General features: G+C 45.2%; 21 protein-coding genes. 9 read left to right on the plus strand and 12 right to left on the minus strand.

Annotated features, from left to right (window positions below):
• Genes ACLD71_RS03065 through ACLD71_RS03080 form a run of 4 tightly spaced genes read right to left on the minus strand, consistent with a single transcriptional unit; the run spans position 1 to position 2336 of the window.
• Positions 1-540: a hypothetical protein gene (locus tag ACLD71_RS03065; RefSeq protein ID WP_137673442.1), complete on the minus strand. Its 540-nt coding sequence runs from the start codon at positions 538-540 to the stop codon at positions 1-3.
• A 2-nt stretch (positions 541-542) separates the two neighbouring features.
• Complete coding sequence (locus ACLD71_RS03070) at positions 543-1319, minus strand: PilW family protein (RefSeq protein WP_161985149.1); 777 nt, start codon at positions 1317-1319, stop codon at positions 543-545.
• Positions 1307-1819 (minus strand): type IV pilus modification protein PilV, encoded by a 513-nt coding sequence (gene pilV, locus ACLD71_RS03075; protein ID WP_161985148.1) that lies wholly within the window; start codon positions 1817-1819, stop codon positions 1307-1309. Before pilV ends, ACLD71_RS03070 begins: the two co-directional genes overlap by 13 nt.
• Entirely contained in the window at positions 1788-2336 is a 549-nt protein-coding gene (locus ACLD71_RS03080; RefSeq protein WP_137673460.1) for a GspH/FimT family pseudopilin, read from the minus strand. Before ACLD71_RS03080 ends, pilV begins: the two co-directional genes overlap by 32 nt.
• Before the next feature lie 359 nt (positions 2337-2695).
• Between ACLD71_RS03080 and ACLD71_RS03085 the strand changes: the two genes are divergently transcribed.
• Both ACLD71_RS03085 and ACLD71_RS03090 read left to right on the plus strand, forming a co-directional pair.
• Positions 2696-3118 (plus strand): hypothetical protein, encoded by a 423-nt coding sequence (locus ACLD71_RS03085; RefSeq protein ID WP_411992914.1) that lies wholly within the window; start codon positions 2696-2698, stop codon positions 3116-3118.
• Between the two features lie 20 nt (positions 3119-3138).
• Positions 3139-3513 (plus strand): acetyl-CoA sensor PanZ family protein, encoded by a 375-nt coding sequence (locus ACLD71_RS03090; protein ID WP_411992916.1) that lies wholly within the window; start codon positions 3139-3141, stop codon positions 3511-3513.
• Between the two features lie 46 nt (positions 3514-3559).
• Here the strand turns inward: ACLD71_RS03090 and glpX are convergent, their stop codons facing one another.
• Both glpX and ACLD71_RS03100 read right to left on the minus strand, forming a co-directional pair.
• Positions 3560-4567: a class II fructose-bisphosphatase gene (glpX, locus tag ACLD71_RS03095; protein ID WP_137673438.1), complete on the minus strand. Its 1008-nt coding sequence runs from the start codon at positions 4565-4567 to the stop codon at positions 3560-3562.
• A gap of 70 nt (positions 4568-4637) precedes the next feature.
• Positions 4638-5243 (minus strand): DUF4202 domain-containing protein, encoded by a 606-nt coding sequence (locus ACLD71_RS03100; protein ID WP_303511748.1) that lies wholly within the window; start codon positions 5241-5243, stop codon positions 4638-4640.
• 169 nt (positions 5244-5412) lie between these two features.
• Between ACLD71_RS03100 and ald the strand changes: the two genes are divergently transcribed.
• Positions 5413-6528 carry an alanine dehydrogenase gene (gene ald, locus ACLD71_RS03105; RefSeq protein ID WP_411992918.1) on the plus strand — a complete coding sequence of 372 codons (1116 nt, stop codon included), beginning with the start codon at positions 5413-5415 and terminating at the stop codon, positions 6526-6528.
• 59 nt (positions 6529-6587) lie between these two features.
• On the opposite strand, the gene ACLD71_RS03110 is transcribed toward ald, so the two are convergent.
• Entirely contained in the window at positions 6588-7070 is a 483-nt protein-coding gene (locus ACLD71_RS03110; protein WP_137673436.1) for a DUF4357 domain-containing protein, read from the minus strand.
• A 98-nt stretch (positions 7071-7168) separates the two neighbouring features.
• On the minus strand, positions 7169-8017 hold the full coding sequence (rpoH, locus tag ACLD71_RS03115) for an RNA polymerase sigma factor RpoH (RefSeq protein WP_137673435.1): 849 nt from the start codon (positions 8015-8017) through the stop codon (positions 7169-7171).
• 345 nt (positions 8018-8362) lie between these two features.
• Here rpoH and cobA point away from each other — a divergent pair, with 345 nt between their 5' ends.
• The 6 genes from cobA to ACLD71_RS03145 all read left to right on the plus strand — a co-directional run bounded on the left by cobA (position 8363) and on the right by ACLD71_RS03145 (position 16991).
• Positions 8363-9211 (plus strand): uroporphyrinogen-III C-methyltransferase, encoded by an 849-nt coding sequence (cobA, locus tag ACLD71_RS03120; protein WP_137673434.1) that lies wholly within the window; start codon positions 8363-8365, stop codon positions 9209-9211.
• 10 nt (positions 9212-9221) lie between these two features.
• Entirely contained in the window at positions 9222-11771 is a 2550-nt protein-coding gene (gene nirB / locus ACLD71_RS03125; protein ID WP_303511743.1) for a nitrite reductase large subunit NirB, read from the plus strand.
• Positions 11772-11782: 11 nt separating this feature from the next.
• Positions 11783-12127, plus strand: a complete 345-nt coding sequence (gene nirD, locus ACLD71_RS03130; RefSeq protein WP_411992920.1) for a nitrite reductase small subunit NirD — start codon at positions 11783-11785, stop codon at positions 12125-12127.
• 84 nt (positions 12128-12211) lie between these two features.
• The gene (locus ACLD71_RS03135) at positions 12212-13678 is read left to right on the plus strand and encodes a NarK family nitrate/nitrite MFS transporter (RefSeq protein WP_411992922.1); all 1467 of its coding nucleotides are present in this window, start codon (positions 12212-12214) and stop codon (positions 13676-13678) included.
• Positions 13679-13745: 67 nt separating this feature from the next.
• Entirely contained in the window at positions 13746-15551 is a 1806-nt protein-coding gene (locus ACLD71_RS03140; RefSeq protein WP_411992924.1) for a protein kinase domain-containing protein, read from the plus strand.
• A 90-nt stretch (positions 15552-15641) separates the two neighbouring features.
• On the plus strand, positions 15642-16991 hold the full coding sequence (locus ACLD71_RS03145) for an MATE family efflux transporter (protein ID WP_411992925.1): 1350 nt from the start codon (positions 15642-15644) through the stop codon (positions 16989-16991).
• A gap of 299 nt (positions 16992-17290) precedes the next feature.
• Here ACLD71_RS03145 and ACLD71_RS03150 read toward each other — a convergent pair whose 3' ends face one another.
• From ACLD71_RS03150 to ftsE, 4 genes are all read right to left on the minus strand, one after another.
• On the minus strand, positions 17291-18445 hold the full coding sequence (locus ACLD71_RS03150) for a lipase family protein (RefSeq protein ID WP_411992927.1): 1155 nt from the start codon (positions 18443-18445) through the stop codon (positions 17291-17293).
• Positions 18446-18447: 2 nt separating this feature from the next.
• Positions 18448-19074, minus strand: coding sequence for a DUF6795 domain-containing protein (locus ACLD71_RS03155; RefSeq protein WP_411992929.1), 627 nt, complete (start codon positions 19072-19074; stop codon positions 18448-18450).
• A gap of 428 nt (positions 19075-19502) precedes the next feature.
• Positions 19503-20462: a permease-like cell division protein FtsX gene (gene ftsX, locus ACLD71_RS03160; RefSeq protein WP_137673425.1), complete on the minus strand. Its 960-nt coding sequence runs from the start codon at positions 20460-20462 to the stop codon at positions 19503-19505.
• Positions 20462-21142, minus strand: coding sequence for a cell division ATP-binding protein FtsE (gene ftsE / locus ACLD71_RS03165; RefSeq protein WP_137673424.1), 681 nt, complete (start codon positions 21140-21142; stop codon positions 20462-20464). Before ftsE ends, ftsX begins: the two co-directional genes overlap by 1 nt.
• Positions 21143-21151: the final 9 nt, after the last annotated feature.

A 21151-nucleotide genomic window follows, 5' to 3' on the forward strand; every position in this document is an offset into this window, starting at 1 on the left:
TTACTCCATGAACGCTACATAAGATTGTAAATAAGTTACTGCTCCACCAGTACCTTCTGCTTTCGAGGTAATTCTTAAGAAACGACGTTTAGGTACGTTTACCCCAAGAACTAAGCCAGAATCGACACCACCATCCTCAATGATATAACGAGGTTCTCCAGCAAGAGAACTCCCTGCAGAATCGGTTACTGATGTCATTTTATTACCAACAACCCAATTATCTTTGTCTTGCCACCATTCGTCATTACTAACCACTACACCACCTTGAGTATGAGTAAAAGCAGGAGTAACCAAATTGTTTGCTGTATCTGGATTCAATAGAGCATCTTCGTGGTACGCCTGCTGGCGAACAACGAACTCCGCCTCATGAATACCAGAGGTTGCACGCGAAAAACTCATTGAATGATCTTGGTGAACGGCAGAACTTTTTCGCCCACTGGACACCTGCTGAGCAATAGCAATACCGATCATTGCGATGATAACCACCATCACCAAGGACATAATCAGCGCCATTCCACGCTGCGGAATATTGGTAGGCATTTCTAGCTTCCTTGATTGAGTAATAAGATGGTTTCGTTCACCACTTGACGAAGCCGCTTGTCATTCGCAGCGGCTATCGTTTGATCAAGTACGTTATAGCTCTTTGTATTGCTTAAGTTCCCCATAGAAACTTCTTGCGAGACCAATAAGCCTACTTTTACACGGTTAACCAGATTCCAATCAGGTACTTCATTGGCTTTATAATATTTGAACGTAGTGTCATCAACACTGCCGTAAAGCAGTTGTAAATTATCCATATCTTCATCAAATATAGTGTTGCCACTGCTGTCACGACACATCAGTTGGTTACTTGTAGAAATGTAGAAAATAATGGTTGTAACTGTATCGGCAGCCAATACTTCGCCGTCGCATTTATAGATACTTGCATTGGGTGCAGCCGCGCCATAAAAGCGAATACCGACGACATCAGTACCAGCCTTCGCGTCGGTGAAAGTACCCCGATTATCGATCCCTTGAACCATTTGACCTTCTTCCCAGGTAAACCCAAAAGCGTCAGTATTAGGCACCAAAGGTAGTAAGGTATTCTGGTAGAGTTGGTTATAGTCTCGAAAACCTGCCTGCTGTAAGTAAAGGCGCAGTGTTTGTATGCTCATACGATTTTTGCCCACTAGAAGATGGCTAGCTCTAGTGGCTTCATAGCTTTTTTGATCGCCAATTAGTGCCGCGTACAAACCGCCAACGACAATCAGAGACAGTATCAAAGCGATCATTAACTCAACTAAGCCAAAACCGGCTTGTTTTCGTATTATCTTACCCATACCGCCACCTCGCTGCATTGATGAGCGTTACCACTAGCGTCGGCTGTACAATCTTCGGCTCCTACACCACTTAAATTTGCATCCCAGGTCATTTTTACAGTGACTAAATTACTGACGTGTTGAACAGAAAAACGTAATTGGGGAATGTAAACTTTATGACTCATGAACCATTCTCGAATTTCATATTTAGCAAAATTTGAACGAGAACAAGCAGATGTAAGACAATCCATATCATCAGGCGCACTGCCATCAGCCAAATTGCTAAAATTGAACTCATTATTAATAGTAGCTTCTGGCATCGCGCTAAAACGCTGCACTAAATCCAACATAGCAACGTTAGCTGTTTGCGCAAAACGAGCTTGATGTGCAGTATTTACAGACTGAATTTGCAAAGCAGCGTGACCAAGCAAACCAATGGCAACGATAACCACCGCAATCAATAGCTCAATTAAAGTAAAACCTTGCTGTCTATGGGCAATATGTTGTTGATGGCGCAGCATATTCAATCCTCCCCATTCGTGACACAGCGATACGCTGGTCGTCATAATCATTTGAGGGGGCGCAAACGGTTAGTTCGCCCGCTAAAGCATGGCCTGTCGGAAAAAATCTGACCAAGGTACTGGTACTGCCACTGGCCGACGGGCTGTACTTGAGCTCCGCAGATTTAGGGCTAGGATATGCGACAATAATGGTATCATTAGACTCTAAACTTCCGGAACGAGTCTCATCTAAAAACACTAACCAGCCTTTATTTGCACCCCAAGCAGTTTCGCATGAAGAGCCATTTGTTGTAGGGCAAACATAAGTTGAGAGGTTACTTCGAATAGCTTCTTGCTGAGCCACCATTAGACTGTTAGCCAACAAGTCACGGGTGACTTTTTGCTTATTGTCTTGCATAAAGCCTTGAAGGGAGGGTACGGCCACCACCATCACAATTACCAATATGGCAACGGCAATCATTAACTCGATTAAGGTAAAACCTCGAGCGGTATAGCGTTGTTTGGGTATACCAAGCATTGCTTATCATCCATAACAGCGAATAATCTCACTTAACTTCCGAAAAGCAAGATGCATAGCAACTACTTAGAAACCAGTAAGATTATATATAAAAAATCAATATATAAGCCGAACAGTTTGACAAACATCAATGACTTACACAATAAGCAAACAGGCAATAGTTGACAGATATCATATTTCCAACTACCACTTCTGTAATGCTAGCTTGACAGCAAAATTTTTTGTCTCAAATACCCAACACTTTTTCGCATAAGCATCGGCTTTAACTGATAATTATTGGCCAATAATACGCTAAAACCATTGGTGAAAAATCGTTAAAATGTGTACTCTAAATTCACGATTAATTACCGCTACTTTTTATGAAACTTCAGTCCTTACCCAGCTACGTTGATGACGCTTATGTTAATGATGTTGTCAGCGAGTGCATCAGTTTTATGAAAGGTACTGCCCCTTGGTGGGTGAAGCAGTCTTGTTTGGAATGTCGCGAATCTAAACGCCTATTACATATCTTCTTAATTGCTTTTAGCTCTTGGCGAAAGCGACAGGCTCAACCTTCTCATAAACGAGGCGCTGGCCCAAATAACCGCTTTGACCTAGGCCCGCTTATTTATGATTTAAGTTACACGATCAATCAACTGGTCAATCAAGATATTAGTTTACTTAACGATCAACTAAAAACGTCTCTCACTGCAATTTGCCATGACTCTCAGCAATTCCTTAAAGACTGGCACAACTTAGACGTTGAACAGTTTACCGAGACTCCTCTGTCTAACGTTTCATAACTTAACAATACACAGGTACTATGCGCTTATCTTTTCAGGCCATTGAAAACTGGCCACTTTACAGCAACGACTTAGCTAAAATCTCACCAAATGTTGAACAGCAGCAATGGCTTAGCTGGCAACAATCGAACCAACTCTACGTGGCTATTTTTAATCAGCGAGTTGTCGCTTATTGTGTCTTGAGCGAAACCGATTCTTTACTGCAAATCAGCAAGTTTATTGTGCGGGATGTTACTCAGCGTCGCGGCATTGGTTTGTTTATGTTCCAGCAGTTATTACAAGTCTCTAAAAGTCGCCAACTAACAGGTCTACAGTTTCCTCATAGTAACGACCCAGTGGTGCTGAGTTTTTACCAGCACTTAGGTTTAAATAATCAGTTCATATTTCAGCTATAAAAAAACCAGAGCCTAGGCTCTGGTTTTTTTAATCGCATATTCAGACTTACAGAATAATCGACTTAAGGTTGTCGTTCTTACGGTCTAAATAGTGAGTTGATTGAATCTTACGGATAGTACGCGTTTTACCACGAACCAATAAGGTTTCGGTGGTCGCAATGTTACCTTGTCGGTTAATCCCTTCGAGTAAATCGCCTTTGGTAATACCGGTAGCCGAGAAGATTACATTGTCATTTTTGGCTAAATCACCCAGCTGTAATACGCTGTTCACTTGAATGTCTTCAGCTTCACAACGGCGAGTTTCTTCTTCGCCAATTGCACGGTTTTCTGGCGTATCTTCTTTCACTTGATGACGAGGAATCAAACGCCCCTGCATGTCGCCACCTAATGCGCGAATAACTGCCGCAGAAATCACCCCTTCAGGTGCACCGCCCACACAGTACATCATGTCCACTTCACTCAATGGCATACACGATAGAATCGAAGCTGCTACGTCACCATCAGGAATAGCAAATACACGCACACCTAAGGTTTGCATCTCTTTAATTACGGCATCGTGACGCGGTTTAGCCAAGGTGATAACCGTCATATCACTCAACTCTTTGCCTAATACCGACGCCACCATTTTGATGTTGTGTTCTAAAGGCATATTTAAATCAATACAGCCTTTAGCTTCTGGGCCAACAACCAGCTTTTCCATGTACATGTCTGGAGCACGTAAAAACGCGCCTTTTTCGCCTACAGCGAGCACAGCCACTGCGTTGTTTTGACCCATCGCGGTCATGCGAGTGCCTTCAATAGGATCAACGGCAATATCTACGCCTTCGCCGCCGGTGCCTACGTGCTCACCAATGTACAGCATGGGCGCATCGTCGATTTCACCCTCGCCAATTACCACTTCGCCATCAATATCAATATCATTAAGCATGATACGCATAGCTTCTACTGCTGCATTATCAGCAATATTTTTGTCGCCACGGCCCAACCACTTGTAGCCAGCTAATGCTGCGGCTTCAGTTACGCGGGAAAAACGAAATGCCAGATCTCTTCTCATCGGAAACGCCTAATCAACTTAAAATCGTGGCGAATTCTAGCACACAATTACGTTTTATTCAGCCGAGATACTAAGCTAAAGCTTGTTGGACCAAGCTAAGTGCTTCGTCAGATAAATCCAAGGCTAATGCGGCTTGCTGCCCTTCAGGAGACATTTTCCCCCAGGTTTTTTGTACAATGCTAATGATTTTTTCGTGCTGGTGTTTGTTAGCAAATTCTACGAAGTAAAACTTCAAAAATACCAAACAGATAACATCTTCTAGAGCTTGAGTTAAGGGGTTACGTTTTAGCTTTTCTTTACGTAACAAACTGCAAGTATCGTCAATAAAACTTTCTGCCAACTCATGTTTGCGCATAATCTCGGCAGTCAACTCTGCATGTTTCTTACCTAAATCAGTGCGCCATTTCAGATAACCCGCTCTTCCCTCGGGATAATCACTACGTAACGACAACCAACGGCCAATATGCTGGGCACGAGCGGCAATTTGCAACTCTGCAGGTGGGTTCAGCATGAACTCATGCAAGCAATTGGACATTCGCTTACCATACAAAAACTCCTTAGCATGTTCATCGCCGAGCTCATCAAAGTCTTTATTTGGGTCGTTGAGGTTAAATTGATCAATATCGTTTAATACTTGATTCAGAATATTTTGCTGCATGATTCCGGTGTTTCCCATAACTTTGTTTTATCCTTTAACATGCGCACAACATATCCTACCAAAACCACAAAAACAACACAGACAGTTAAACCAAAAAAGCATTGCAAAAATAGCTTATTTAACTATATGTTAAATAACAGAGCGGCATATATGACCAACATATATATCAATAAAGGAGTTAATCGCTATGCTGATTGGTGTACCTAAGGAAATAAAAAATCACGAATATCGTGTGGGCATGACACCCGCTAGTGTTAACGAGCTGGTTCAACACGGGCATCAGGTTGTTGTAGAAACCCATGCCGGCGAAGGCATTGGTTTTAGTGACGCGGATTACCAAGCCGTTGGAGCGAATATTTCTAGCACCGCTGCTGAGGTGTTTGCCGCAGCAGAAATGATAGTGAAAGTGAAAGAGCCGCAAGCGGTTGAGCGCGCTATGCTGCGCGAAGATCAGCTGTTGTTCACCTACCTTCACCTTGCCCCCGATCCAGAGCAGACCCATGATTTAATAGAATCGGGCGCAGTGTGTATTGCCTATGAAACAGTCACTAGTCCGCGTGGTGGTCTGCCATTACTGGCACCGATGTCAGAAGTAGCGGGGCGTATGGCGATTCAAGCTGGAGCCCTGGCGCTAGAAAAGTCTAAGGGTGGCCGCGGCGTATTACTGGGCGGCGTGCCCGGTGCAGAGCCCGCTAAAGTGACAGTAATTGGCGGTGGGATGGTGGGCAGAAATGCCGCGCAAATGGCAGTAGGCATGGGCGCAGACGTTACCATACTAGACCGCAGCATTGATGTGCTTCGTAGCATTGATGCCGAGTACCATGGCAAGCTCAAAACCGTTTACTCAACCAGCTCGAGCATTGAGCAGCATGTACTTGAAGCAGACTTAGTAATAGGCGGGGTATTACTGCCCGGTGCAGCAGCACCTAAGTTAATCACCAAAGACTTGGTCAAGCGTATGAAAAGTGGCAGCGCCATCGTTGATGTAGCCATCGATCAGGGCGGTTGTGCAGAAACATCTAAAGCAACCACTCACCAAGATCCTATCTACATTGTCGATGACGTAGTTCACTATTGTGTTGCCAACATGCCGGGCGGTGTTGCCAGAACCTCAACGATGGCGCTTAACAACGCCACCTTGCCTTACATCATCACCTTAGCCAACAAAGGCTACAAAAAGGCCTTATTAGATGATGAGCATCTACGTAATGGCTTGAATGTGATGCACGGTAAGTTAACCTGTGCTGAAGTGGGCGAAGCCCTCGCGTTAGCCTCAGTCGATCCACTTAGCCTGCTGGCTTAAGCTTTATCGCTACAACAAAAAAGAGCGCCTCGGCGCTCTTTTTTAATCGCTAATTTTTATTAACGCTTTTTGCCGTAGCCACGATCTTTAAGACTGCGACCCCATTTATCAAGCCAAGCATCCAAACCGCTACGGGCATTGCCGGCGATTAAACATGCCGCCGAACTAGGGCTAGAAAATTGATAATCGCGCATAAACTCGTAACCTTCGCCTTGGCGACACACTACATGCTCTTCGAGTAACTGCTCACGCAATGCCAGCACTGCCGGGCGTAATGACTCTGCACCGCCGCCGTTAGCGGTTGACCCCTTCACTACCATAAAGCCAGGCTTGTTTTTCGCACCTACCGGATAACCATGCGCCACTGCTTGTTTAACACTAAAAGAATAATCAGCTGTAATGGTATGAGCGCTACTCTCTACCACCAATTCACGCAGCGAAAGCAATTGTTGGTATAACTCAATAGGCAAGATAGCAGCGGTTTTTCGACCATCACTGTCTATAACAAAGTTAACTTTAGAGAGTTCGAAAGGACCGTCCATGTCAGACCTAGTGTTGAAAAGTTTGTGCAAATTTAACACAAGCAACAGGCATATTTGAATATAAAAAAACCTCGCTAGGCGAGGTTTTTAATAAGTTTCTATTCCATGGCTGCTTTGAGCTTCTTCATGGCATTTTTTTCTAACTGCCTAATCCGCTCTGCTGAAACTTGATACTGATCAGCCAGTTCTTGCAAGGTGGCTTTATCTTCATCTAACCAACGGCGTTGCACAATATGCGCATTACGCTCGTCTAAGGTCGCTAAAGCAGAACGCAAGCGATTTGCCGCGGCCACTTCCCAGTTCTCTTTCTCAACAAACTGGGCAACATCTGAAGACTTATCTTCTAAGTATTGAATTGGCGCAAAGCTGCCTTCACGTTCATCATCGTCGGCGGCCAGATCAAAGGCTTGATCTTGGGCACTCATACGAGATTCCATTTCCAATACATCCTTAGTGGTAACACCAAGGTTTTCTGCCACCATGTTCACTTCATCGTTACTAAACCAACCTAAGCGCTTTTTAGACTTACGTAAGTTAAAGAACAATTTACGCTGCGCTTTAGTGGTGGCAATTTTTACCATCCGCCAGTTACGCAATACGTATTCGTGAATTTCCGCTTTAATCCAATGCACAGCAAAAGATACCAAACGAACGCCTACATTAGGGTCAAAACGTTTTACGGCTTTCATTAAGCCTACGTTGCCCTCTTGAATCAAATCGGCTTGAGGCAGGCCATAACCTGCATAGTTTTTAGCTACGTGGGCCACAAATCGCAAGTGCGACATCACTAATTCACGTGCGGCCTTTAAGTCACCTTCTTCAAACAGGCGAGTAGCTAATGCTTTTTCACGCTCAGGCGTGAGCATCTCAATCCGATTAACTGATTGGATATAGGCTTCAATGCTCCCTTGTGGGACTAGCGCCATAGATGCATTTACTTGATCCATATCAACCTCAAAATATTACTCGATTAGCGAGTCTATCATAGCGTTTAGCCAAGATCTAACCCCTTCATTACTGGACCCAAGGCCTATGCGTTGGCTCACTGGGTTCCACTTGTATGACGCTCTAAATAAGAGATAGTTCACACTTTTAAGCACTTTCTAGGTGCGCTATTTTACCAAATAGGTGCAAGTTATCCCTTAAGGAGTATAGAGCGTTAATCTTCAACAAAAATTTCAAAAAAGGCTAAGTCGTTGAATAAAAATGACTTTGATCAACTTTTAAGGTTTTTTTTGCTACTGGCATCATGATTGCGTCATAGCTGACATAAGCAGTTTTAGGGTAGTGACATGAGCATACAAAGAATTAGCCAACATCCAAATAAGCACCACAATCAACAGGTTAAAGCAGCCATGGTTGATTTAGTAGGCGCTGGGCCTGGCGATCCGGAGCTGCTCACACTCAAGGCTTTACGCAGTATAGAGCAAGCCGACTTAGTGCTTTACGACCGCTTGGTAAGCCAAGACATCTTAGCGTTAATTCCGGCGACCACTAAAGCGATATACGTGGGTAAAGCCAAAGCCAATCACTGTATTCCGCAAGACCAACTTAATTTATACATGGTAGACAAAGCCAAACAAGGTTTGCGTATTTGTCGCCTTAAAGGCGGTGACCCTTTTGTATTTGGCCGCGGCAGCGAAGAATTAAGTGTATTACATGAACACGATATCCCTGCTCGAGTCATTCCTGGTATTACTGCCGCATCTGGCTGTACCAGCTATGCCGGTATTCCACTAACCCACCGCGGGTTAGCCACTGGCTGCAGCTTTATTACCGGCCACAAACAAGATGGCAAATTAGATATTGATTGGGCTCAACTCGCCCAGTTAGACCACACCTTAGTTTTTTATATGGGGCTGAGCAGCTTGCCTGAAATCAGCCAACAGCTACAACGTTTTGGTAAGAGCGCCCAGACACCCGCCGCACTAATAGAAAAAGGCTGCCAAAACGATCAACGCGTTGTTACCGGCCAATTAGACCAGTTACCTACGCTCGCCAGTGAACATCAATTGCAATCCCCTACATTAATTGTAATTGGTGAAGTTGTATCACTGCGCGAGCAACTCAATTGGCTAGCTAAGTTAGACGCGAATCAGAACCAATTTGAATTAGAAAATAGCGCTGCTTTAAGCGCATAGGAGAGAGTACATGGAACGTATCATTGTTGTCGGCAACGGCATGGTGGGTCACCATTTTATTGACCAACTGATACAGCAAGACAAGTTAGGCCAAGTTCAAGTAACAACGTTTAGCGAAGAGTCACGCTTGGCTTACGACCGAGTGCAGTTATCAAGTTACTTCTCGGGTAAAACCGCAGATGACTTGATGATGACCTCTCCTGAGTACTACGACGAACACGGCGTGCAATACTTTGTAAATGACAAAGTGATTGAAGTCCTTCCTGAAGAAAAGATTGTGGTAACCGCTAGCGGTCGTCGCGAAAGCTACGACAAATTAGTATTAGCCACTGGCTCGTATCCATTTGTACCGCCAATCCCTCGCCCAGAAGACAAAGCCGCTGAAGAAAACATTCTGGTTTACCGCACCATCGAAGATTTGGAAGCAATGACCAAATCTGGCGAAAATTCAAAAGTAGGTGTGGTAGTGGGTGGTGGTTTATTAGGTCTAGAAGCAGCTAAAGCACTTAAAGACCTAGGCATGGAAACTCACGTAGTGGAATTTGCCCCTCGCCTAATGGCCGTACAAGTATGTGACGGTGGCGGCGCAATTCTTCGCACCAAAATTGAAGAGCTGGGTGTAAAAGTTCACACCGAGAAAAATACCAAAGAAATTGTGGCAGGCGAAAATACCCGTTACCGCATGAACTTTGCCGACGGTAGCAGCCTAGATACCGATATGATTTTGTTCTCTGCTGGTATTCGTCCGCAAGATCAGTTGGCTCGAGAAACAGGCTTAGAGCTTGGTCCTCGCGGCGGCATCGTTATTAACAATCAGTGTCAAACCTCTAACCCAGACATCTACGCAATTGGCGAATGTGCTTTATGGGAAGGTAAAATTTTCGGTTTGGTCGCTCCAGGTTACAGTATGGCAAAAGTCACTGTAGACCATATTGCGGGTGAACAAGCTAAAGAGTTTGCTGGTGCCGATATGAGCACCAAGCTTAAATTAATGGGTGTAGACGTAGCCAGTATTGGTGATGCACATGCCAATACCGAAGGCGCATTAAGCTACAGCCTGAGTGACGAAGCCCGTCAGGTATACAAAAAAGTAGTCACCAATGCTGCTGGCGACCGCTTATTAGGTGCCGTGCTAGTCGGTGACGCAGATGACTACGGCAACTGGTTACAATTGTTCTTAAACGACATGCCACTGCCGGTTGCACCAGAGTATTTATTAGTACCGTCTTCTGAAGAAGGTGCCGCCGCGGCAATGGGCGTAGATTCGCTGCCAGATAGCGCTCAAATATGTTCATGTTTCGACGTCACCAAAGGTCAAATTTGCCAAGCAGTACGTGATGGCGCCACCACCATGGGCGACATTAAAGCCACCACTGGTGCAGCCACAGGTTGTGGTGGTTGTAGCGCATTAGCGGTGCAAGTAATGAACGCCGAGCTAGAAAACTTAGGCGTAGAAGTTAGTAACGACATTTGTGAGCACTTTGCTCACTCGCGCGCCGAGCTCGCCGACATTGTTCGCGTGAAAAAGATTAAAACCTTTGAGCAGCTACTTAGCGAACATGGCAAGGGCCACGGGTGTGAAATCTGTAAACCAGCAGTGGGTTCAATCTTAGCCACCTTCTGGAATGACTACGTTCTAAAAGACGACCACATTAGCCTGCAAGATACCAACGACATCTTCTTAGGTAATATGCAAAAAGACGGTACCTACTCTGTAGTACCACGCATTGCCGGTGGAGAAATCACTCCAGACAAATTGATTGTGCTGGGTGAAGTTGCCAAAGAATACGATCTTTACACCAAAATCACTGGTGGTCAGCGGGTAGATTTATTTGGCGCGCAACTGCACGAGCTACCAAAAATTTGGAGCAAATTAATTGATGCCGGTTTTGAAACAGGCCACGCCTATGGTAAGTCTTTACGTACCGTTAAGTCGTGTGTTGGTTCAACCTGGTGTCGTTACGGCGTACAAGACAGTGTAGGCATGGCGATTCTATTAGAGAATCGCTACAAAGGCTTACGCGCGCCACACAAGATTAAGTTTGGTGTGTCAGGGTGTACTCGCGAGTGCGCTGAGGCACAAAGCAAAGATATCGGCATTATTGCTACTGAAGGCGGTTGGGGTCTTTATGTATGTGGTAATGGTGGTATGCGCCCTCGACATGCCGACTTATTCGCCACCGATTTAGACGACGTAACCCTAATGCGTTACATCGACCGCGTATTAATGTTTTACGTGCGTACCGCAGACCGTTTACAACGTACTTCTGTTTGGCTAGAAAACCTTGAAGGCGGCGTAGACTACCTAAAAGAGGTGGTTATAGAAGACAAGCTAAACATTTGTGAAGAGTTAGAGCAGAACATGCACCACGTAGTTGAAAGCTACCAGTGCGAGTGGAAATCAACGGTAAACGACGAGAAGAAACTTGCCCGCTTTAGCCAGTTTATTAACGCCGATGAACCAGACAACAATTTGCAATACGTTCGTGAGCGTGGCCAACGTCGCCCTGCTACCGAAGAAGAGCGTATTCAAACCATCGAAATTGTAGAAGCACCATAACAAGGAGAGTAATGATGAGTGAATTAGTAACTGAAACATGGACTGAAGTTTGTCGCAAATCGCAGCTTAGCCCAGGAACTGGTGTGTGTGCCTTGGTCAAAGGCAAACAAATCGCCATCTTCTGGGAAGGCATTAGCGACCAAATATTCGCCCTGAGTAACTACTGCCCATTTGGCAAAGTAAATATGTTGTCACGCGGCTTAATTGGTGATTTCAAAGGCGAATTAATGGTGGCATCACCGTTATACAAGCAACGCTTTAGCTTGCAAACAGGCCAGTGTTTAGACGACGAAAGCGTCTCTATCCCCACCTACCAGGTCAAGATTGAAGGCGATGCGATAAAAATCGCCGCTTAAAAAACACCATAAAAAAACAATGATAAACCACGTCGAATATCGACGTGGTGAGAGACGCTTTAACTTTTTTTACGAGACATTACTATGAGCGCAGAACGATTTAACCTGTTTTCCTTCACCGGAAAAATGAAGATTCTCCACATGAGCTGGGTAGCTTTTTTCATTACCTTTTTGGTGTGGTTTAACCACGCACCGTTAATGGCCAGTATTGCGGCCAGCTTGGGTTTAACCTCTAGCCAAGTAAAAACGCTACTCATTTTGAACGTAGCCTTAACCATTCCAGCGCGAATTGTGATTGGCATGTTCACTGACCGTTTTGGTCCACGTATCACATACTCAACCTTGCTTGCGGTATGTTCCATCCCTTGTTTCATGTTTGCTTTTGCTAACAGCTTCGAGCAAGCCGCCCTAGCCCGTTTTCTTTTAGGCTTTATTGGTGCAGGTTTTGTTGTAGGCATTCGTATGGTATCAGAGTGGTTCCCAGCTAAAGAGCTTGGCACCGCAGAAGGTATTTACGGCGGCTGGGGTAACTTTGGTAGCGCCGCTGCGGCAATGTTACTACCAACTCTTGCAGTGATTTTGGGCGGTGAAGACGGATGGCGCTACGCGGTAGGCCTTACCGGTTTAATTAGCCTACTGTTCAGTGTAGTTTTCTATAAGAACGTGACCGATACACCAAAGGGTTCGACTTACTTCAAACCTAAAAATGTTGGTGCAATGGAAGTCACTACAAAGGCCGACTTTGTACTACTGCTAATCATGAAAGTGCCTATGTATGCCACCTTAGCACTACTGGCATGGAAGCTTTCGCCAGCGGGTGTAAGCATGTTAAGCCAAGAAGTCGTGTATGCATGTTACGCAGGTTTAGCAGCGCTTTACGTACTGGACTTTTGGAAAACCTATCAAGTAAACAAAAACATCTTTGTTACGCCAGTTCCAGAGATTGAACAGTACAAATTTAAACAGGTAGCCGTACTTAACGTATTGTACTTCGCCACCTTTGGTTCAGAGCTTGCTGTAGTGTCTATGCTGCCACTGTTTTTCAGTGACGTATTTGAATTAGACATGGTTTACGCGGGTTTATTAGCCTCTGCTTATGCCTTCATGAACTTAGCGTCACGCCCAGGTGGTGGTTGGATTTCTGACCGCGTAGGCCGTAAGAAAACCCTATTAGTATTAACTGCTGGTTTAGCCTTAGGTTATTTCGGTATGGGCCAAATTGATGGCACCTGGCCACTATTCTTAGCGGTAGGTATGGCTATGGCATGTTCGTTCTTTGTACAAGCCGGTGAAGGCGCAGTATTTGCTGCAGTGCCACTTATTAAGCGTCGCTTAACCGGTCAAATTGCGGGTATGACAGGCGCATACGGCAACGTAGGTGCAGTATTCTACTTAACCGTGCTTAGCCTAGTGAGCTACCAAACCTTCTTCTACGTGATTGGTGCCACTGCGGTACTGGGTTTCTTTGCCTTGTTGCTTCTAGAAGAGCCGAAGGGCACTATTGCAGAAGTTGGTCCAGACGGCGAAGTAACGCTTATCAACGTAAGCTAAGCCAGCCCCGTAAGGCAGTGTGTGCCTGCAAGGGCCACATTGCTTTTACCCAAGGAACGCAAGCTTAATGACAGCAAGTCAACAAACTACAGTGGCAACACCCACCACTGAAAACCGAGTTAGTAACAGCGAAAAAGCAACCACCTCTGTGGCTAGCAATAAGTTAGAGGCGTCCTTTGGGGGCGCCTCTATCTCTGGCCCCAAACCAGAGAACCAAGATGCCTGTGTAGCCAAAATACCCGAGCCTTGGACTCGCTATTACAAAGGTGTTGTCGCCATTTTGGCCGACGGCTTAAGCAGCGCCGAACACGCTAAAGTAGCCGCACAAATCTCGGTCACTCAGTTTGTACAAGATTATTACGCCACGCCCGAGAGTTGGTCGGTAAACAAGTCCACAGCCAAAGTCGCCAAGTCACTCAATAACTGGCTATTTCAACAAGGCAAGCAAACCGGCTCTTACGCCTGCACCCTTTCTACACTGATTATTAAATCTCGAGTTGCTCACTTGTTCCATGTTGGCGATAGCCGTATTTATCGCTTCAGGGAGGGTAAACTTCGCCAACTCACCCGCGACCATGTACAAATTCGTGGCAAGCAAAAAAACCACCTCACTCGTGCCATGGGAGTGGATTCAAGCTTAGAGTTAGACTATTCCACCCATGCTGTAGAAACCGGTGATTTATTTATGCTAACCAGTGATGGGGTGCATGATGCATTAAGCGAACAACAGCTGATCAAGTTACTCAAACTTGAATTTGATAGCTTAGAAGAACACGCCAACGCCATCGTAAACGCCGCCGAATTTGCTGGCAGTGATGACAACATCAGTGCAATGTTAGTCAAGGTAGATAATGTACCCGAAGCAGAGTTAGACGAGAGTCGTGCTCAGTTACTGCATCTACCCGTGCCGCCGGTAATGGCCATAGGTAACAAAATTGACCGTTATCGAGTTAGCGAGATATTGCATACCTCGCCGCGCAGCCACGTTTATTTAGTCGAAGAGTTAGACGAAGCGGGCCTTAGCACCAACAAGGTTCGAATACTCAAAGCCCCCGACAGCAGCATGAGTGGCGACCAGGAATACTTTGCTGGTTTTGCCCGCGAAGAATGGGTCGGCCGCGTGGTAAATAACCCCAATATTATGCGCACCTTTGAACCCGCCGGCACGCGCCGGTTCTGCTATTTAGTGGCCGAATATGTACCGGGTATCACGCTGCGCCAGTGGATGGACAAACATCCTCACCCGCCAATAACGCAAGTGGTGCGCATGCTTGAAAAGCTCGCCAAAGCGCTACGAGCCTTACGCCGTTATGAAATGGTGCATCGCGACTTAAAACCTGAAAACATTATTATTACCCCAGACGACCAACTTAAACTGGTCGACTTTGGCACTGTACAATCAGCCGAACAACTAGAGCAAAACGAAAAAACCACCACGCCTGTAGGCTCTGTGCAATATATTGCACCAGAGTATTTAGTGGGGGAAACTGGCCGGCATCGCAGTGACATTTTCTCTTTTGCAGTGATCGCCTACGAAATGCTCTGCGGCAAATTACCCTACAAAACTGCTCGTCGCGAACAAGTAGCACAACGAACCTATAGCGATTGGCATTACCAAAACATTCAGCATTACCGTAACGACATGCCCGATTGGCTAGACGCCGCGTTAGAGCAAGGCTGTAACCCCAAACCCCAGCTGCGTTACCAAAGTTTGTCGGAGCTAATTCACGACTTACAACACGCAAACCCCAAGCTCAAGGCCAGCTACGAAGCCAAACCCTTAATTGAACGTAACCCAGTACGTTTTTGGCAATCAACCAGCCTGCTATTGCTGATAGTGGTGATTTGGCAATGGGTCAGCCAACTTAGTTAATTTTCATTAACAAAAAGTTGATTTACATAAAAGCCGCGATAGTGTGAAGTGCCTAGTATAAGCTCAGTTTCTTGCTAGCTAGTGGTCAGCATGCCTTCTACGACTCAAAGTAAAACCTTACAAAAAGGCCTATTTGGTATGGCCTTGCCGATCTTTGGCGAGTTTATGCTAAACATGTCGGTACCGGTGTTTGACGCACTCTTTCTTAGCCAAGTATCAGACCAAGCTGCGGCTTCGGTAGGCGCGGTAATGCCGTGGTTTTCCATGGCCATTGTGTTCTTTTCCGCCACTGGCATTGCAGGTGCCAGTTTAGCCTCACAATACATGGGCAAGCAAAACTACCTTCGCGCAAATTTAATGCTGGCAGGCCTGCTTATCTTAGGAGTGTTAGCGGGTTTACTGTGTGGCCTATTTTTTGTTACCCAAGCCAATAACATCGGTCATTGGATGAGCCTACCACTTGCAATGAGTGACTTGGCCGCAGAGTACTTGGTGTTAGCTGGCGCAGGTGTCGGCTTTATGGGCCTACGCATGACGCTGGCCAATATCTGTAATAGTTACGGGCAATCCCACTGGAACACTATCTCCGCAGCGCTGATGCTGGTTACCAACATCGTGGGTAACGGCATATTAGTGCTGGGTTGGTTTGGTGTAAGCCCAATGGGCGTAACCGGGGTGGCCATTGCGAGTTTAATTGCTTGGGTACTTAGCTTAAGTTTTAGTTTAGTGGTGGTGCTATTTCTGATTAAAGTGAAACTGCCATTGGCTGACGCCTTAAAACAGCCCAGCCTTAGCTTAAAGCCTATTCTAAAAATTGCCGTGCCCTCGGCGCTAGAGCCATTTTCTTACCAAAGCTTTGTTATGATTATGAACTTGATGATTGTGCAACTAGGCGAAACCTCTCTCACTGTGCGCATTTACGCACTCAATATCTATGTTTACTGCACCATGATGCTAGTGGCATTAGGCATTGCCAATACCATGCTGGTAACCCAACTTGCTGGTGCTGGCCATTTCGAACGCTGCCACCAACAAATGCGCCAAGGCCTGCGCTGGGGGCTTATTGCCGTTAGCATTGTGGCCACGATTATTTTTGTTTTTCATCAGCCACTGCTGGGCATTTTCACCGATAACCCGGAAGTACTGGCCTTAGGCCTAGTGGTTTGTTTGATTCACAGTATCAACGAGCCCTTAAGAGGCATTAACATTATCAGCGGTAACGTATTGCGTGGCTGCGGCGACGCAGTATTTGTGACCGGTAACGCCATTGCTGTCACTTGGCTATTCTCGGTACCGCTGGCCTACTTTACGGGGATTTATTTAGGCTGGGGCTTGTACGCTATTTTACTGGCAGGCGTAGCCGATGAGTTTATTCGTAGCCAAATTAACTGGCGACGCTGGAAGAGCGACAAGTGGAAGCGAAAGCTCGCACCGGACTAGGTTTAATGTTGGAGTGTGATAACGATTAAACGTTTGAAGAGTGACAAAAAAGCCATAAAGTGAAGACATCGTTTAATCACTTTCTAACTCACCTTTGGACAAAAGCTTGTTAGCTATTTTGCTAAATTAGTATCATATGGATTAATTGGTGTATGGCAGAAAATTTTAGCGATACCTTAGCGAACTCGGTGTTGGTTACTTTCGTATTACCGATATACCGAGCTGCTCTTTTAGGTGGATTGTTAATTCGAAGAATCTAAGTGAGTTGTCCATTCACTAATAATGACTCTAAACAAAAACTATTGCTGCTTTAACGCTTGCCTTGCGGCATCGTAGATTCTAGCAATGGTGATGTTAAACACCCAACGAATAAATTGTTCTGTGTATTTAATAGCATAATTTGCGCCCTTGCCTGCGTAAACCAACATACAGCCTAATAAGCCTTTTACTCGCTCTTGAAGCTCTGCGCTCATTTTGGCAATACTCACAACAGACTTAGCCATAATGTCATACACCGTACCAATACTTGCACCGCCAGTTTGCAGCGCGCCTACAGTTGCAGCAAAACCTCCATCAACCAACAATGTGATAATTGCGGCTCCAATTTTATCTGCCCATCCAGACGAGTAAGTGGTTTGTATTCGGTTCTGATAATTTAATACCACGCGCTTAGTCATACTTGATGCAACTTGGCTATATACATTATCCCAAGAGTTACTATGTGCAGTATTAACATAACCTGGTCCTGAAGCCATTGAGTGCGCAGAAGGGCGAATACCTTGGCTTCGCTCCAACAAGTATTCAGCTCCTGCTATTGGTGCATGATAGAAAGGCCATACCGGGACTTTAGGAACCGGGTCAGCCCCATGAACACAGCGGAAGATTTTGTCTACTCGCCCAGACGTTTTGGTTGCAAAACCATTTAAGCCAACGCGTGGAGCGCCAAAAGTGTATAAATACACTTTTCCCTTAAATTCAGGGCTAGCTTTTATCCAGTCAGCGGTAAGTCCGGCTAAGGCTCCACCTAAACTATGACCTACACAATGAATGACGCCGCTGCCACTGGTTTTAGCTTGACGCAAGTACTTGGCTAGCTCAGGTTTAAAAGAAGCAAAACTACGTTGAAAGCCGATATGAACAGTGCTACCAGAGTCATTACCTGTAGTGTGTGAGCTAATATCGGTAAGACCATCTGCTGCGCTAGCGGTCCCACGAATAGCTATCACATGGTCATTTTTATGTTGCTGACTTTTGCCTTTACCTAACAGCACAAAGCCTGTTTGTTTGCGCCAAAATAAGCCTCCAGAGGTGCCTTCAAGAATAGAATTAAAAGTAAAATCTTTGGTTACTGAGCCATCGATGGTGCGCTCTAGATCTGCAAAGCTACTCTGAGCTTGAACATCATATGAAACTAGCGCAAGTTGAGAAGCTTGTTTAGGTGATATCGCTGCCATCTTTATTCCGTTAAAGTTGAAAAAGAACTAATTAATTCGCCGTTGAAATAAGCGACTTCTTCGTATCCTTCGAAGTAACAAATTGAACTAACAATTTGCTGCATTTCTTCGGAATATGGGCTTGTGTCGAATTGATATTTGATTTCTTTATTACTTAAATCCGTATTAAGTTTTTGCAGAAGAGCTGCGATAGGTTCAACAAAAGGCGCATGACTACTAGATGAAAACCAAAGATAGTAATTAGTGTCTTCATGCTCATAATACACCCTTAGGTTAACCCTAGCATTCTGACCAAATATATCCTTGGGGTAGCGGGATTTAATTATAAGCTCAGGGAAAGAAAAGGCTCCGTTAGCATCTGTTGTACTATAATCCAGCTGCTCCTCACCTTTCTTGTAACCTTCGTAAGCAAATCGACGAGTGATGGTAACTCCTGATAAGGGAACACCATCTTCTGTTAAACGCCCTTTAATTTCAGGTGACATTTCTACGTCTTGTTTAATAATCCCAATACCGAACACAGCTTGAACCTCCTTATGCTGAAAAATAACTAGAGCAAGAATAACTAGAGAGCCTAGCCAAACTGTCTTCTTAACAGAACCAAATAGTGAGCGTTTTATCCATATCAAGTGAAGTACTTCCAATATCGTTGATATTTCAAGAATAAGTGGGTGAAGATGCTATTTTATGATGTCTTAATTGTCAATAAGGCTTCTAGGTGTAGTCACGAAAGTTAGTTACACAAAAGCTGAATAACTTTTAGCGGTCTAACTCGTCTTGGAGCTGGTATAGGTTAGGTTTCATTGCTCCCTTCATTATCGCCGAATCGCAGAAATGGCAAGCGATAAAGCTGGGCACTATTAAAGCATAGCGAATTACGCATGCGCGCTAGTCACTGAGCAGCGAAGGATAAAGATAATGCAGAGCGGCCTTTCTTTTTACTTCGCTAAGCTTTGGCTGTTAAAGCTAAATGACGTCGTGAAAGATAAAACTATTCAAACACTTAAGGGATTATCTTAATATTATAGTGACTAGCCCCGCATTAGAACAACAACGCTTAGCTCGGCTCAATTTGTTTAATATGGCGATTTACCGAAAACCACGAAGCGATTAATCCTAGCAAGGTTGCAAACAACATCAGCGAGCCGAACTCTTGCAGATCTAAGCCTGATAGGTAAATGTCTTGCTGGTATAACAAACCTATTTGCTGAAGGGCATATTCTGTCCAAATCAACAAAATGTTGCACAGTACCCAAGCCATTAAGCCGCCCACTAAACCAAACCAAAAGCCGGTGTATAAAAATGGCCGCTGAATAAAGGCATCGGTGGCCCCTACTAGCTTCATCACTTCTATTTCACTGCGTCGGCTAAGAATATTCAGACGTAGTGTATTACTTACAATCAACGCTACTGCGGTAAGCAGCAGAATAATCAGTAACCAGGCAGCTTGTTGCAACATGCTTACAATGGTGTCGAGGCGTTGCAGCCATTCAACGTCTAAGCGACCTTCGTCTACTAGGCTGTGTTCTTGCAAGCTATCGAGTAACGTTTTGGCAGCACTTGCGCTGTTAAAGTCTTGGCTGGGTAGCACTAACAATACATCTGGTAGCGGGTTGTCTGGCAGCAGCGCTAACACATCTTCAAAGCCGCTATTTTCTTGAAACTCGACTAAGCCTTGTTGTTTAGTGACTAGCTCAACACTGGCCACTTGGCGCATGCTAGCAATATTTTTTTGCAGGGAATCGCGCTGTGCTTCACTGATATTTTGTTTGAGGAACAAACTTATCTGCGCATCACTTTTCCAATAACTGGTGAGTTGCTGCACGTTCTTGGTGGCAAGGTAGAAACTGGCAGGTAGCGCTAAACAAACACCAATAACTGCTAAGGTAAGCATAGAGCTGGCAGGTGTACGCCACAATTCGCCAAGGCTAGCAATGCCTTGTTGCAAGTGCCTTACCCAAAACATCATGAAGCGTACATGTAGGGCAACTTTAACTTGTGGTTTTGCTCCGGCCATTATGGTGCCTCCGCAGCTTGGTGAGGGGAATCAAGCAGCTGACCATTTTTTAGCACTAAGCGTTGATGGTGCAATTTGGCAATTAAACTTAAATCGTGACTGGCAATAAGAACCGCCACACCCACTCGGTTAAACTCTTCAAACAAACGGAAGATGTCTAACGATAAAGCAGGGTCTAGGTTACCGGTTGGTTCGTCGGCGATTAAAATAGCGGGTTTGTTTACCACTGCGCGAGCAATGCCCACGCGTTGTTGTTCACCACCAGAGAGTATTTCTGGGGTGCAGTTGGCTTTATCTAACAGGCCCACTTTATCTAGCGCGGCGGCGACTCGGCGTTTGATGTTACCCATGCTGTAGCCTTCAATAACCAGTGGCAGGGCGACATTGTCAAACACGGTGCGGTCCATAAGCAGTTTGTGATCTTGGAAAATCACACCCATTTGGCGACGTAAATAGGGAATTTTACGGTGGCTGATACGGCTAATGTCATCGCCATTTACCCATACTTTTCCGTCACTAGGGCGTTCCATAGCGGTAATCAATTTGAGCAAGGTACTTTTCCCCGCACCAGAGTGGCCGGTTAAAAATGCCATTTTTCCCTGTTCCAACTGAAAGGACACTTTTTGCAAAGCGCGCTGACTGCCGGGGTAAATTTTACTTACTTGCTCAAACCGGATCATTCCTAGACC

Source organism: Agarivorans sp. DSG3-1 (assembly GCF_046774965.1).
Taxonomy (GTDB): domain Bacteria; phylum Pseudomonadota; class Gammaproteobacteria; order Enterobacterales; family Celerinatantimonadaceae; genus Agarivorans.

Excerpts from the sequence above, each read along its gene's own strand:
- cobA (WP_137673434.1), top strand. The coding sequence starts at position 8,363 with ATGAGCATACAAAGAATTAGCCAACATCCAAATAAGCACCACAATCAA.
- ald (WP_411992918.1), top strand. The coding sequence starts at position 5,413 with ATGCTGATTGGTGTACCTAAGGAAATAAAAAATCACGAATATCGTGTG.
- nirB (WP_303511743.1), top strand. The coding sequence starts at position 9,222 with ATGGAACGTATCATTGTTGTCGGCAACGGCATGGTGGGTCACCATTTT.
- pilV (WP_161985148.1), bottom strand. The coding sequence starts at position 1,819 with ATGCTGCGCCATCAACAACATATTGCCCATAGACAGCAAGGTTTTACT.
- ACLD71_RS03145 (WP_411992925.1), top strand. The coding sequence starts at position 15,642 with ATGCCTTCTACGACTCAAAGTAAAACCTTACAAAAAGGCCTATTTGGT.
- ACLD71_RS03135 (WP_411992922.1), top strand. The coding sequence starts at position 12,212 with ATGAGCGCAGAACGATTTAACCTGTTTTCCTTCACCGGAAAAATGAAG.
- rpoH (WP_137673435.1), bottom strand. The coding sequence starts at position 8,017 with ATGGATCAAGTAAATGCATCTATGGCGCTAGTCCCACAAGGGAGCATT.
- ftsE (WP_137673424.1), bottom strand. The coding sequence starts at position 21,142 with ATGATCCGGTTTGAGCAAGTAAGTAAAATTTACCCCGGCAGTCAGCGC.
- ACLD71_RS03070 (WP_161985149.1), bottom strand. The coding sequence starts at position 1,319 with ATGGGTAAGATAATACGAAAACAAGCCGGTTTTGGCTTAGTTGAGTTA.
- glpX (WP_137673438.1), bottom strand. The coding sequence starts at position 4,567 with ATGAGAAGAGATCTGGCATTTCGTTTTTCCCGCGTAACTGAAGCCGCA.
- ftsX (WP_137673425.1), bottom strand. The coding sequence starts at position 20,462 with ATGGCCGGAGCAAAACCACAAGTTAAAGTTGCCCTACATGTACGCTTC.
- ACLD71_RS03080 (WP_137673460.1), bottom strand. The coding sequence starts at position 2,336 with ATGCTTGGTATACCCAAACAACGCTATACCGCTCGAGGTTTTACCTTA.
- ACLD71_RS03065 (WP_137673442.1), bottom strand. The coding sequence starts at position 540 with ATGCCTACCAATATTCCGCAGCGTGGAATGGCGCTGATTATGTCCTTG.
- ACLD71_RS03150 (WP_411992927.1), bottom strand. The coding sequence starts at position 18,445 with ATGGCAGCGATATCACCTAAACAAGCTTCTCAACTTGCGCTAGTTTCA.
- nirD (WP_411992920.1), top strand. The coding sequence starts at position 11,783 with ATGATGAGTGAATTAGTAACTGAAACATGGACTGAAGTTTGTCGCAAA.
- ACLD71_RS03140 (WP_411992924.1), top strand. The coding sequence starts at position 13,746 with ATGACAGCAAGTCAACAAACTACAGTGGCAACACCCACCACTGAAAAC.
- ACLD71_RS03110 (WP_137673436.1), bottom strand. The coding sequence starts at position 7,070 with ATGGACGGTCCTTTCGAACTCTCTAAAGTTAACTTTGTTATAGACAGT.
- ACLD71_RS03100 (WP_303511748.1), bottom strand. The coding sequence starts at position 5,243 with ATGGGAAACACCGGAATCATGCAGCAAAATATTCTGAATCAAGTATTA.
- ACLD71_RS03090 (WP_411992916.1), top strand. The coding sequence starts at position 3,139 with ATGCGCTTATCTTTTCAGGCCATTGAAAACTGGCCACTTTACAGCAAC.
- ACLD71_RS03085 (WP_411992914.1), top strand. The coding sequence starts at position 2,696 with ATGAAACTTCAGTCCTTACCCAGCTACGTTGATGACGCTTATGTTAAT.